This window comes from Actinomadura sp. NPDC048394 (assembly GCF_040651755.1).
Classification (GTDB): Bacteria; Actinomycetota; Actinomycetes; order Streptosporangiales; family Streptosporangiaceae; genus Spirillospora; species Spirillospora montaniterrae.
On the sequence record NZ_JBEZJL010000012.1, the window covers coordinates 144759 to 157543 of the forward strand.

Consider the following 12785-nt stretch of genomic DNA (forward strand, 5'->3'; position numbering starts at 1 on the left):
TATGGCGGTGAATCAATGACGACGTTCCTGACCTACACGATCCTCGGCCTGGTGCTCGGCGCGGTGTACTCCATCGCGGCGTCGGGGCTGGTGCTGACCTACACCACCTCGGGCATCTTCAACTTCGCGCACGGCGCGCAGGCCATGTTCGGGACGTTCCTGTACTGGCAGGTCCAGCAGTGGGGCTGGCCGGCGTGGCTGGCGCTCGTCGCGGTGATCGGGGTGGTGGGCCCGGCGATGGGCGCTGCCCTGCACGCCGTGATCATGAAGGGGCTGCGCGGCACCGCGGACGTCACGAAGATCATCGTGACGGTGGCGGTCCTGCTCGGCACGGTGTACCTCGCGCAGTGGGTCTGGGACCCCGACGAGGCCCGCACCGTGGACATGTTCTTCGGCTCCGGCGCGAAGATCACGCTCGGCGGGGTCGAGATCCGCTACCACGAGCTGGTATGCCTGGCCGCGGCGGTCGCGATCGCCGCCGGCCTGCGGGTGCTGTTCACCCGCACCCGCGCGGGCGTGGTGATGCGCGGCTCGGTCGACGACCCGGACCTGCTGCGCCTGAACGGGCACGACCCGGAGCGCGCCGCGATGCTGTCGTGGGCGCTCGGCTCCACCCTCGCGGTCCTCGCCGGGGTGCTGATCGTGCCGATCAGCGGCGGCGCGCTGGACGCCGACCAGCTGACCCTGCTGGTGATCGACGCGTTCGCGGCGGCGATGTTCGGCCGGCTGCGCAGCATCCCCCGCACGTTCGCGGGCGCGATGGTGCTGGGCCTCGCGGCGAACTACGTGCTGGCGTACCTGCCGTCCGCCGGGACGTTCACCGGCAACCTGCGGGTCTCGCTGCCGATGATCATTCTGTTCGTGGTGCTGGTGGTGCTGCCGCAGGACCGGCTGCGCGGCGCAGCCGTCCGGACCCGCGAGCGGTACCGGCCGCCGACCGTCCGCTCGGCGGCGGTGTGGGGCGCGGTCCTGGTCGCGGGCGTGTACCTGTACAGCCTGCTGCTGTCGGACTCCGGCATCACGACGTTCGCGCTCGGCATGACGTTCGCGATCATCGCGCTGTCGCTGACCGTCCTCACCGGCTACGCGGGCGAGCTGAACCTCGCGCCGCTGTCGTTCGGCGCGGTCGCGACGGTCGTCGCCTTCCACTTCGGGGTGCACGGCACCGGCCTGGACGCGCGGCTGAACGTGCAGGGGATCCTGCTGGCCGTGGTGGCGGCGGCGCTGGTCGGCGGGCTCGTCGCGCTCCCGGCGCTGCGGCTGCGCGGCCTGTACCTGGCGCTCGCCACGCTCGCGTTCGGCGAGTTCCTGTCGAACATGGTGTTGCGCGACACGACCGAGCACAAGCTGTTCGGGGTGAAGTTCACCCTGTTCCCGGGCGGGTCGCTGGTCGTCCCACCCCTGAAGATCGGGCCGCTCGACCTGCGGGACGGGACGTCCTCGCTGATGACGGCGACCGTGCTGTTCGCGCTGATCGGCGTCGGGCTCGCGGCGCTGCGCAGCAGCGGGTACGGGCGGCGGCTCGCGGCGATGAAGGACAGCCCGGCCGCGACGGCGATGCTCGGGCAGAACCTGATCCGGCTGAAGCTGAGCGTCTTCATGATCTCCGCGGCGATCGCGGGGCTCGGCGGCGTGCTGATGGCGTCCGCGACCGGCACCGTCGCGCAGGAGAACTTCACCTTCGTCGGCAGCCTCGGCCTGCTGATGCTCGTCGTGGTCGCCGGGATCGGCTACATCAGCGGCGCGCTGGCCGGCGGGCTGATGGCGGGCGTCGGGTCCGCCGTACTGGTCGCCACGTTCAACGACCTGGCGCTGAGCCACGAGAGCATGGCGAACATCTACACCGCGCTCGGCCACCTCGTCCTGGTGATGACCGCGCTGGTCGGGATGGGCGTCGGCCGCAACCCGAGCGGGTTCGTCCACGACATCGCCGACTCCTACCGGAGGCTGCGCGGCGCCAGGCCCGTCCTGTACGGGGGCGGCGCGGTGGGCGCGGTGCTGTACGTCCTGGCGGTCACCGATGTGATCGGCGCCTGGACGTTCGCGATCGCCGCGCTGTGCGTGGTCATGCTGCTGCCGGTCGTCGGACGGATGATCACGGAAGAGCGCGGCGCCCGCGAGACGCCGCCGGAACTGGCGGGCGTGGACGAGCCGTACAGCGACGAGCTGCGGGCCAGGATCGACCGCGCGCTCGGGCTGCCGGCCGCGCACCGGCCGTCCCGTCCCGTGCCCGCCCTGAGGGGAGAAGCGAATGCCCCTGCTTGAAACCCGGGACATCACCGTCCGGTTCGGCGGCAACACCGCGGTCGACGGCGTCGGCCTCACCATGGACGAAGGGCAGATCACCGGCCTCATCGGGCCGAACGGCGCCGGCAAGACGACGATGTTCAACACCATCACCGGGCTCCAGAAGCCCGCGTCCGGGCAGGTGCTGCTGGACGGCGCCGACATCACCGGACTGTCCCCGGCCAAGCGCGCGCGGCGCGGCATGGCGCGCACCTTCCAGCGGCTGGAGCTGTTCCTGTCGCTGTCGGTGCGCGACAACGTCCGCGTCGCGGGCGACGTCCTGCGCAAGGGGTCCCGCAAGCAGCTCGACGAGGCCACCGACGCGGTCCTCGAACGGACGGGCCTGACCGACATCGCGGGCCGCGACGTGTCGGACGTCCCGATCGGGCGGGCCCGCGTCGTCGAGGTGGCGCGGGCGCTGATGACCTCGCCGCGCGTCCTGCTGCTCGACGAGCCCGCGTCCGGGCAGACCGAGCGGGAGACCGAGGCGTTCGCGGAGATGCTCACCGGCCTGGCCGCCGAGGGCCTCGCGATCTGCCTCGTCGAGCACGACCTGCCGCTCGTGATGCGGCTGTGCTCGGCGATCCACGTGCTGGACTACGGCGAGCTGATCGCGTCCGGGACGCCGCGGGAGATCCGCGAGTCGCCGAAGGTCATCGCCGCCTACATCGGCACCGAGGAGGCTCTCAAATGAGCGAAGCGAACCGGGGGGTGTGGGGGGTCGTCCCCCCACAGGGCGCACGCATGACCGGGACGGAGGCGGAGCCGCTGCTGGAACTGGCCGGCGTCCGCGCCGGATACGGCGCGATCGAGGTGCTGCACGGCGTCGACCTCGCCCTCAAGCCGGGCTCGTTGCTGGCGCTGCTCGGCCCCAACGGCGGCGGCAAGTCCACCACGATGCGTGTGTGCGCGGGCCTGCACCCGGCGACGGGCGGGGAACTGCGGCTCGCCGGACGGAAGGTGAACGGCATCTCCGCGCAGGACGCCGCGAAGCTCGGCGTCTGCTCGATCCCGGAGGGCCGGGGCGTGTTCCCGAACCTGACCGTCCGGGAGAACCTGTGGGCCGCGACCGGCACCGGCGCGCGGCTCGCCGACCTGGAGGAGAAGGCGTACGGCCGCTTCCCGATCCTCGGGAAGCGGCGCGACCAGCTCGCCGGGTCGATGTCCGGCGGCGAGCAGCAGATGCTCGCGCTGGCGCGGGCGCTCGGCACCGACCCCGCGGTGCTGCTGCTCGACGAGCTGTCCATGGGCCTCGCGCCCATGATCGTCACGCAGATGTACGACACGGTCGCCGGGCTGGTCGAGGAGGGCCTGTCGGTGCTGGTGGCCGAGCAGTTCGCGCGCGCCGTGCTGCCGATCGCCGACACCGCGGCGCTGATGCTGAACGGGCGGGTCGTGGCGACCGGGACGCCCGCCGAGATCGAGGGCCGGATGGCCGGCGACTACCTGGGAGGTTGACGATGCTCACCGAGGAACGACGCGAGAGGTTCAAGGACGACGTGGCCCGGCAGAAGCTGAGGGCCGACGGCCCGCGCTTCGACGGGGCGCTCCGCATCGCCGGCGCGCTCGCGATGGTCGTCGGGGTGGTCGGCGCGTTCGTCGCCTACAACGTCTCGCTCACGCAGGACGACATGCGCGACGTCGGGTCGCTGCAGACGCTCGCCATCGGCTTCCTGGCGGTGACGGTGCTCGGCGCCGCGCTGTACCTGGCGTCGGCCGTCACCCGCGTCCTGCGGCTGTGGCTCCTCCGCCAGCTCATGGAATCGCAGTCCCACACCGACCAGATCACCGCGGCGCTCGAATCGCGCTGAGGCCTGTCGCTCCCAGTCAGCGGGATGTCCGGAACGTCCGGGCATCCCGCTGATTAACGTCGAGTGGCCACCCACCTCGGGCCCGCGGCGACCCGCAAGACTCACCCAGGGAACTCGATGACCAAGGAAACCCCCGATGTGTTCACCCCGGCGAAGCTGGGGCCGATCACGCTGCGCAACCGCACCATCAAGGCGGCCACCTACGAGGGGCTGACCAGGAAGGGGCAGGTCACCGACGCGCTGATCGACTTCCACGTCCGGCACGCGCGCGGCGGCGTCGGGATGACGACCGTCGCGTACTGCGCGGTGGCGCCGGAGGGCCGGACCGACAGCCGGCAGATCCACTGGCGGGACGAGGCGATGCCCGGCCTGCGCAAGCTGACCGACGCCGTGCACGCCGAGGGCGCGGCCGTCCAGGCGCAGATCGGGCACGCGGGCCCGGTCGCCAACCCGAAGAGCAACAAGCTGCCCTCGCTCGCGCCGAGCCGCCACTTCCACCTGACGACGCAGACCGTCGCCAAGGCCGCCACGCACGCGGACATCGCGCGGGTCGTCGACGCGCACGCCCGCGCGGGCCGGATGGCGATCGAGGCGGGTTTCGACTCGATCGAGATCCACATGGGGCACAACTACCTGACCAGCTCGTTCCTCAGCCCCAAGGTCAACCACCGCAAGGACGAGTACGGCGGGTCGCTGGAGAACCGGGCCCGGCTCGCGCGCGACATCGGCCGCGCCGTCCGCGACGCCGTCGGCGACCGCATCGCGATCACCGCGAAGCTGAACATGGACGACGGCGTGCCCGGCGGCTTCTGGATCGACGAGGCCATCCAGGTCGCGCGGTGGCTGGAGGAGGACGGCTCGGTCGACGCCCTCCAGATGACCGCGGGCAGCTCGCTGCTCAACCCGATGTACCTGTTCAAGGGCGACGCGCCGCTGCACGAGTTCGCCGCCGTGATGAAGCAGCCGACGAAGCTCGGCATCAAGCTGATCGGCAAGCACTTCCTGAAGTCCTACCCGTACCAGGACCTCTACCTGCTGAAAGACGCCCGGCAGATCCGCGCCGCGGTGAAGCTCCCGATGATCCTGCTCGGCGGCGTGACCGACCGGGCCGGGATGGACACGGCGATGGCGGAGGGCTTCCAGTTCGTCGCGATGGCGCGGGCGCTGCTGCGCGAGCCCGACCTGATCAACCGGATCAAGGACGAGCCCGCCACCGGGTCGCTGTGCATCCACTGCAACAAGTGCATGACGGCGATCTACGGCGGCACGCACTGCGTCCTGTCCACCGAGCCGGCCTGGGGTGCCGCGAGTGCGTGACGAGACGATCGCGGACCTGCTGCTGGCGAGGCTCGGTGACGAGCGGCCCGGCCTGCGCAGCCGCGAGCGGACGTGGACGTGGGACGAGGTCGTCCGGGACAGCGCGGCGCGCGCCTCGCTGGCCCGCGGGTTGCGCCGGGACGGACCGTTCCACATCGGCGTGCTGCTCGACAACGTGCCCGAGTACGTGCTGTGGCTGGGCGCGGCGGCGCTGAGCGGCGCGACGATCGTCGGGATCAACCCGACCCGGACCGGCGCGTACCTGGAGCAGGAGGTCCGGCACACCGACCTCCAGCTGATCATCACGGACGCGGCGGGCGCGAAGCTGCTGGACGGCCTGGACGTCGGCGTCCCCCGCGACCGCTTCCTCCTGATCGACGACCCCGGCTACGCGCCGCTCGTCGAGCGGCACGCCTGCGAGCCCGAGCGCGACCCGGCGATCACCCCGAAGACGCAGATGCTGCTGCTGTTCACCTCCGGGACGACCGGCGCGTCCAAGGCGGCGCGCTGCTCGCAGGGCCGGCTCGCCGAGCTGGGCCGCAACAACAGCGCCAAGTACGACGTCAAGCGCGACGACATCAGCTACTGCCCGATGCCGCTGTTCCACGGCAACGCGCTGATGGCGCTGTGGGCGCCGTCGCTGGCCGCCGGCGCGTGCGTCGTGCTGACGCCGAAGTTCTCCGCGTCCGGGTTCCTGCCGGACGTCCGCTTCTACGGCGCGACGTTCTTCACCTACGTCGGCAAGGCGATCGGCTACATCCTCACCACGCCCGAGCAGCCCGACGACGCCGACAACACCCTCACGCACGGGTTCGGCACCGAGGCGTCCCCGGAGGACAAGGCCGCGTTCCTGCGCCGCTTCGGCGCGCAGCTCGTCGAGGGGTACGGGTCCAGCGAGGGCGCCGGGATGATCAAGCGGGTGCCGGACGCGCCGCCGACCGCGTTCGGCGTGCCGATGCACGACGGCGTCCGCATCGTGAACCCGGAGACCCGCGAGACGTGCGCCCGCGCCGTCCTCGACGGGTTCGGCCGCGTCGTCAACCCGGAGGAGGCGGTCGGCGAGATCGTCGACGTCGACGGCGCCGAGAAGTTCGAGGGGTACTACAAGAACCCCGAGGCGGACGCCGAGCGCGTCCGGCACGGCTGGTACTGGACGGGCGACCTCGGCTACATCGACGAGGCCGGGTTCCTGTACTTCGCGGGGCGGTCCGGCGACTGGATCCGCGTCGACTCCGAGAACATCTCCGCGCTGCTCACCCAGACCGTGATCCGCCGCCACCCGAGGATCGTGGACGCGGTCGCGTTCGGCGTCCCCGACCCGCGCTCCGGCGACCAGGTGATGGCCGCGATCGAGCTGCCGGACGGCGTGGAGTTCGAGGACCTGGACTTCGCCGCGTTCCTCACCGCGCAGGACGACCTCGGCACCAAGGGCGCGCCGCGCTTCGTCCGCGTCTCGCATGCGCTGCCGACGACCGGCTCCGGCAAGCTCAGCAAGAAGCAGCTGCAGCTCGAAGGCTGGCGCACCACCGACCCCGTCTACCGCTGGGCTGGCCGGGGCGCGCCCGACTACCGTCCGATGACCGAGGCGGACAAGGCGGCGCTCCGCGAGGAGTTCACCGCCAGCGGCCGCGAACGCTTCCTGCCCTGACCCGCCCGACCAGCCCCGACCCGCCCGACCCCCGGACACGGCCGAACCGACCCGACGACCACGAGAGGCGTACATGGATCTGCGTGAGTCCGCAGCGCACCAGGAACTGCGCGCGGAACTGAGGGCCTACTTCGCGGGCCTGCTGCCCCCGGACGTCCGCCGCCGGGCCGGCGAGGAGGGCGTCGGCGGCGGCACGTTCCGCGAGATCGTCAAGATGCTCGGCCAGGACGGCTGGCTCGGCTACGGCTGGCCCGCCGAGTACGGCGGGCAGGGCAAGTCGATCGCCGAGCAGTACGTGTTCTTCGACGAGGTGCAGCGCGCGGGCCTGCCGTTCCCGTTCGTCACCGTGAACACCGTCGGCCCGACGCTGATGCGGTACGGGACCGAGGAGCAGAAGAAGAGGTTCCTGCCCGGCATCCTCGCCGGCGACATCGTCTTCGCGATCGGCTACTCCGAGCCCGACGCCGGCACCGACCTGGCCTCGCTGCGCACCAAGGCCGTCCTGGACGGCGACCACTACGTCGTCGACGGCAACAAGGTGTTCACCAGCGGCGCCAACACCGCCGACTACGTCTGGCTCGCCGCGCGCACGAACCCGGACGTGCCGAAGCACAAGGGCATCTCGATCATCATCGTCCCGACCAGCGCGGACGGGTTCTCCTGGAGCCCGATCCAGACGGTCGGCGGGATGGTCGTGACCGCGACGTACTACAACGGCATCCGGGTCCCGGCGACCGAGGTCGTCGGGGAGGTCGACGGCGGCTGGCGGCTCATCACCACGCAGCTCAACCACGAGCGGATCGGGCTCGCCGCGCTCGGCGGCCGGATGATCCGGCTGTGGGAGGACGTCCGGGACTGGGCCCGCGAGAACGGCGTCATCGACCTGCCGTGGGTCCGCGCCGACCTCGCCCGCACCTACGCGCGGCTCGAGGCGATGCGGCTGATGAACTGGAAGATGACGATGGCCGTCGAGGCCGGGGAGCTGACCGGCGCGCAGGCGGGCGCCGCGAAGTCCTACGGCACCGAGACGCACATCTTCGTGCAGCGGACGCTCACCGGGATCCTCGGCGCGGCCGGCCGGATCCGCCCCGAGTCGCCGGGCGCGGTGCTGTACGGGCAGATCGAGCAGCTGTCCCGGCAGGGCATCGTCAACACCTTCGGCGGCGGCGTCAACGAGGTGCTGCGCGACATGGTCGCCGTTCAGGGGCTCGGGCTGCCGCGGGTGAAGCGCGCATGAGCGGCGCCGGCGAGGACTACGAGGAGCGCCTCCAGGCGTGGGTCGGGCGCGAGCTGGTCGCGCGGCGCCCCGGCCAGGACCCGGTGAACGTGCCGATGATCCGGCACTGGGTCGAGGCGATGGAGGACGCGAACCCGATCTACCTGGACGAGGACGCCGCGAAGGCCACCGGCCGCGACGGCGTCGTGGCGCCCGCGTCGATGATCCAGGCGTGGACGATGCGGGGCTACGCCGCGACCGTCCGCCCGCCGGCCGAGCCGAGCGGGTTCGACGAGCTGGTCGCGCTGCTCGCCGAGGGCGGCTACACCTCCGTCGTCGCCACCGACTCCGAGCTGGAGTTCGAGCGCGAGCTCGTCCCCGGCGACCACGTTTCCGTCGAGGAGCACGTCGAGTCGATCTCGCCGGAGAAGAAGACGGGGCTCGGTGCGGGCCGGTTCGTCAGCACGGTGAAGACGTACCGGGACGCGTCCGGCGAGGTCGTCGCCACGCAGCGGTGGCGGACGCTCCGGTTCCGCCCCGCCGAGAAGGCCGCGCCCGCCAAGGCGGCGGCCGAGAAGCCGGCGGAGGAGAAGCCGAAGGCGCTGCGGCCGCGGCCCGCGATCAACCCGGACAACGCGTTCTGGTTCGAGGCCGCCCGCGAGCACCGCCTCGTCATCCAGCGGTGCGCCGACTGCAAGTCGCTGCGGCACCCGCCCGGCCCCTGCTGCCCCCAGTGCGGCTCGTTCGCCTGGGACACCGTCGAGTCGTCCGGCCGGGGCCACGTCTACACCTTCACGGTCAACCACCACCCCCGGCACCCCGCGTTCGACTACCCCCTCGTCGTCGCGGTGATCGAGCTGGCCGAGGGCACCCGGCTGATCGCGAACATGACCGGCGTCGAGCCGGCGGACGTCGAGGTCGGCCTGCCCGTCGTCCTCGACTGGATCGACCCCGACCCTGACCTTTCGCTGCCGGTGTTCCGCCCGGCCGCACACGAGGAGCGCTGATGGACTTCACCCTGGGCGAGGAGCTGGAAGCGGTCAGGGACCTGGCCCGGCAGATCTTCACCGACCACGCCACGCAGGAGCGGATCCGCGCCGCCGAGCAGTCCGGCACCGGCACCGACCAGGCGCTCTGGGCCGAGCTCGCGTCCGCGGGCCTGCTCGGTGTCGCGCTGCCCGAGGACGCGGGCGGCGCCGGCCTCGGCGTCGAGGCGATGTGCGTCCTGCTGGAGGAGCAGGGACGCACCGTCGCGCCCGTCCCGCTGTGGCCGTCGCTCGCCGCCGCGCTCACCCTCGCCGCGCACAACACCTCCGGCCTGCTGGTGTCCGGCGTCGTCGACGGGACGGCCCGGCTCACGCTCGCGCTGGAGGAGTTCGCGCCCGCCGACCCGGCGCAACCGCGCTGCGAGGCCGTCCGCGACGGCGACGGATGGCGCCTCACCGGCACCAAGGCCTGCGTCCCCTACGCCAACGGCGCCGACTTCATGCTCGTCGCCGCCCGCACCCCGGGGGGCCCCGGCCTGTTCCTGCTCGGCACCGGCGTCGACGGGACGAGCTGGGAGCACACCGGCACCACCGCGCACGACGGCGCCGGAACCCTCGTCCTCGACGGCGCGCCCGCGCAGCAGCTCCCCGCCGGGTCCCTCGGCACCGCGCTGCGGCTGGCGCGCGTCGCGCTCGCCGCCGTCCAGACCGGCGTCGCCGACGGCGCGCTCCGGCTCGCCGCCGACTACCTCTCCACCCGCGAGCAGTTCGGCCGCCCGCTCGGCACCTTCCAGGCCGCGCAGCACCAGCTCGCCGACTGCTACATCGAGATCGACGCGCTGCGCGTCTGCGTGTGGCACGCCGCCTCGCTGATCGCGGCGGGCGAGGACGCCGACACCGCCGTCCTCGTCGCCAAGTGGTGGTCGGACGAGGGCGGGCTGAACGTCGTCCACCGCGTCCAGCACCTGCACGGCGGCATCGGCGTCGACGTCGACTACCCCGTCCACCGGCACTTCCTGTGGGGCAAGCAGATCTCCGGGATGCTCGGCGGCGCGTCCGCCGACCTCGAGGCCCTGGGCGCCGCCCTGTGAGCCGCGCCTTCGACGAGGTCGCCGTCGGGGACGAGCTGCCCGAGCTGTCCGTCCCGCTGACCCGCACGATGATCGTCGCGACCGCCCTCGCGAGCCGCGACTACCAGGACGTCCACCACGACCCGGCCCTCGCCGCGGAGCGCGGCTCCAAGGACGTCTTCATGAACATCCTGACCACCAACGGGCTCGTCGACCGGTACGTCACCTCCTGGGCGGGACCCGCCGCCCGGGTCAAGGCGATCAGGATCCGGCTCGGCGCCCCCAACTACCCGGGCGACACCATGGTCCTCACCGGCACCGTCTCCGGAAAGCACGACGACGGCCACCGCGTCGAGATCGCCGTCCGCGGCGTCAACGCGATCGGCCCGCACGTCACCGGGACCGTCGTCGTCCAGCTCCCGTCCGGCCACGAGCAGGGAGGCGCCGCGTGAGCGTCCTGCCCGGCGCCGCCGCGATCGCCGGCATCGGCGCCACCGAGTTCTCCAAGGAGTCCGGGCGCAGCGAGCTGCGGCTCGCGTGCGAGGCCGTCCTCGCCGCCATCACCGACGCGGGGCTGGAGCCGTCCGACGTCGACGGCCTGGTCACCTTCACCGCCGACACCAGCAGCGAGATCCACATCGCGCGCAACCTCGGCATCGGCGAGCTGACGTTCTTCTCCCGCGTCGGGTACGGCGGCGGCGCGGCCTGCGGCACCGTCCAGCAGGCCGCGATGGCCGTCGCGACCGGCGTCGCCGACGTCGTCGTCTGCTACCGCGCGTTCAACGAGCGGTCCGGCGAGCGCTACGGCCTCGGCCAGGCGAACCGCCCGATGGACGTCAGCGCCGACCGCGCCGCCTACTCGTGGATGACCCCGTTCGGGCTGTCGACCCCCGCCCAGTGGGTCGCCATGTTCGCCACCCGCTACATGCACGAGTACGGCGCGACCAGCGAGGACTTCGGACGCGTCGCCGTCGTCGACCGCGCGCACGCCGCCACCAACCCCAAGGCGTGGTTCTACGAGCGCCCGATCACCCTCGAAGAGCACCAGGCGTCCCGCTGGATCGCCGAACCCCTCCACCTGCTGGACTGCTGCCAGGAGAGCGACGGCGGCCAGGCCCTCGTCATCGTCTCCGCCCAGCGCGCCCGCGACCTGCCGCACAAGCCCGCCCTCATCTGGGGCGCCGCGCAGGGCTCGGGCAACGACCAGCACATGATGACGAGCTACTACCGCTCCGAGATCTCCGGCATCCCCGAGATGGGGCTCGTCGGACGCCAGCTCTACGCCCAGTCGAGCCTGACGCCCGCCGACATCCAGGCCGCGATCCTCTACGACCACTTCACCCCGCTCGTCCTGCCGCAGCTGGAGGAGCTCGGCTTCTGCGCGAAGGGCGAGGCGAAGGACTTCATCGCCGACGGCAACCTCTCCCTCACCGGCCGCCTGCCGTTCAACACCCACGGCGGCCAGCTCGGCGAGGCCTACATCCACGGCATGAACGGCATCGCCGAAGCCGTCCGGCTGCTGCGCGGCACGTCCGTGAACCAGCCGGGCGACGTCCACAACGTCCTGGTCACCGCCGGAACCGGCGTCCCGACCAGCGGCCTGATCCTCGGAGCGGACCAGTGAACGCCGGCGAATGGAAGGGCCGCCCCCTCGGCACCCGCACCGTCTCCTACGACGAGACGCGCCCGATCCTCTACGCGCTCGCGGTCGGCGCGCACGCCACCGACCTCGACCTCGTCTTCGAGGAGCGGCTGCGCGTCCTGCCGACGTTCGCGCTGACGCTCGCGCAGTGGGCGCCCGACGCGCTCGGCTCCGCCGGCGCCTTCGACGTCCGGACGGCGGTGCACGGCACGCAGCGGCTCCGCGTCCTCGCGCCGCTGCCGCGCTCGGGCGCCGTCGAGATGTCGGCGCACGTCTCCGACGTCTGGGACAAGGGCCGCGCCGCCGTCTTCGACGTCACCGTCACCAGCGACTTCTTCGAGGCGACCTGGTCGCTGTTCGCGCCGGGCTCCGGCGGGTTCGGCGGCGAGCGGGGCCCGTCGGCGCGGCCCCGGCCCGCCGAGGCGCCCGACCTCTCCCTGCCCGTCCGGACGGACCCGGACCAGGCCGCGCTGTACCGGCTGCTGGGCGACCGCCACCACATGCACATCGACCCGGACGCGGCCAAGGCCGCGGGCATGCCGCGCCCCTTCATGCACGGCCTGTGCACCCTGGCCGCCGTCACGCTGCCGCTGGCCGCCGCGGTCGGCGCCCACCCCGCCGGCCTGCGGGAACTCGAAGCCCGCTTCGCCTCACCGGTCTTCCCCGGCGACGAGCTCGCCGTGGACGCCTGGAAGGCCGGCGACGCCACCGCCTTCGAAGCCGCGGTGGACGGCACGACCGTCCTCTCCGCCGCCCAGGCGACCTTCGCCTGACCCGCTTCTGAAGGGCGGGCGGGGCTAGGGTGCTGT

The 12785-nt window shown here is 72.5% G+C and carries 12 protein-coding genes; all 12 read left to right on the forward strand.

All coding sequences use genetic code 11. The annotated features are described in order from the left end of the window. The first annotated feature begins 15 nt into the window (after positions 1-15). The 12 genes from AB0C78_RS10900 (at position 16) to AB0C78_RS10955 (ending at position 12749) form a co-directional block, all read left to right on the forward strand. On the forward strand, positions 16-2265 hold the full coding sequence (locus AB0C78_RS10900; protein ID WP_360745070.1) for an ABC transporter permease: 2250 nt from the start codon (positions 16-18) through the stop codon (positions 2263-2265). After that, the gene (locus AB0C78_RS10905) at positions 2252-2980 is read left to right on the forward strand and encodes an ABC transporter ATP-binding protein (RefSeq protein ID WP_360745073.1); all 729 of its coding nucleotides are present in this window, start codon (positions 2252-2254) and stop codon (positions 2978-2980) included. Before AB0C78_RS10900 ends, AB0C78_RS10905 begins: the two co-directional genes overlap by 14 nt. A gap of 50 nt (positions 2981-3030) precedes the next feature. After that, positions 3031-3744 carry an ABC transporter ATP-binding protein gene (locus AB0C78_RS10910; protein WP_360745076.1) on the forward strand — a complete coding sequence of 238 codons (714 nt, stop codon included), beginning with the start codon at positions 3031-3033 and terminating at the stop codon, positions 3742-3744. A gap of 2 nt (positions 3745-3746) precedes the next feature. Next, positions 3747-4097 carry a hypothetical protein gene (locus AB0C78_RS10915; protein WP_360745079.1) on the forward strand — a complete coding sequence of 117 codons (351 nt, stop codon included), beginning with the start codon at positions 3747-3749 and terminating at the stop codon, positions 4095-4097. Between the two features lie 117 nt (positions 4098-4214). Further along, positions 4215-5414, forward strand: a complete 1200-nt coding sequence (locus AB0C78_RS10920) for an NADH:flavin oxidoreductase (RefSeq protein WP_360745082.1) — start codon at positions 4215-4217, stop codon at positions 5412-5414. Then, complete coding sequence (locus tag AB0C78_RS10925; RefSeq protein ID WP_360745085.1) at positions 5407-7062, forward strand: AMP-binding protein; 1656 nt, start codon at positions 5407-5409, stop codon at positions 7060-7062. The genes AB0C78_RS10920 and AB0C78_RS10925 overlap by 8 nt, the downstream gene beginning before the upstream one ends. A gap of 73 nt (positions 7063-7135) precedes the next feature. After that, positions 7136-8299, forward strand: a complete 1164-nt coding sequence (locus tag AB0C78_RS10930) for an acyl-CoA dehydrogenase family protein (protein WP_360745088.1) — start codon at positions 7136-7138, stop codon at positions 8297-8299. Then, positions 8296-9285 carry a bifunctional MaoC family dehydratase N-terminal/OB-fold nucleic acid binding domain-containing protein gene (locus tag AB0C78_RS10935; RefSeq protein ID WP_360745091.1) on the forward strand — a complete coding sequence of 330 codons (990 nt, stop codon included), beginning with the start codon at positions 8296-8298 and terminating at the stop codon, positions 9283-9285. The genes AB0C78_RS10930 and AB0C78_RS10935 overlap by 4 nt, the downstream gene beginning before the upstream one ends. Then, positions 9285-10355 carry an acyl-CoA dehydrogenase family protein gene (locus AB0C78_RS10940; RefSeq protein ID WP_360745094.1) on the forward strand — a complete coding sequence of 357 codons (1071 nt, stop codon included), beginning with the start codon at positions 9285-9287 and terminating at the stop codon, positions 10353-10355. Before AB0C78_RS10935 ends, AB0C78_RS10940 begins: the two co-directional genes overlap by 1 nt. Beyond that, the gene (locus AB0C78_RS10945; RefSeq protein ID WP_360745097.1) at positions 10352-10786 is read left to right on the forward strand and encodes a MaoC family dehydratase; all 435 of its coding nucleotides are present in this window, start codon (positions 10352-10354) and stop codon (positions 10784-10786) included. Before AB0C78_RS10940 ends, AB0C78_RS10945 begins: the two co-directional genes overlap by 4 nt. Continuing rightward, the gene (locus tag AB0C78_RS10950) at positions 10783-11958 is read left to right on the forward strand and encodes a lipid-transfer protein (protein WP_360745100.1); all 1176 of its coding nucleotides are present in this window, start codon (positions 10783-10785) and stop codon (positions 11956-11958) included. The genes AB0C78_RS10945 and AB0C78_RS10950 overlap by 4 nt, the downstream gene beginning before the upstream one ends. After that, positions 11955-12749 carry a MaoC/PaaZ C-terminal domain-containing protein gene (locus tag AB0C78_RS10955; RefSeq protein WP_360745103.1) on the forward strand — a complete coding sequence of 265 codons (795 nt, stop codon included), beginning with the start codon at positions 11955-11957 and terminating at the stop codon, positions 12747-12749. Before AB0C78_RS10950 ends, AB0C78_RS10955 begins: the two co-directional genes overlap by 4 nt. The last annotated feature ends 36 nt before the right edge of the window (positions 12750-12785 follow it).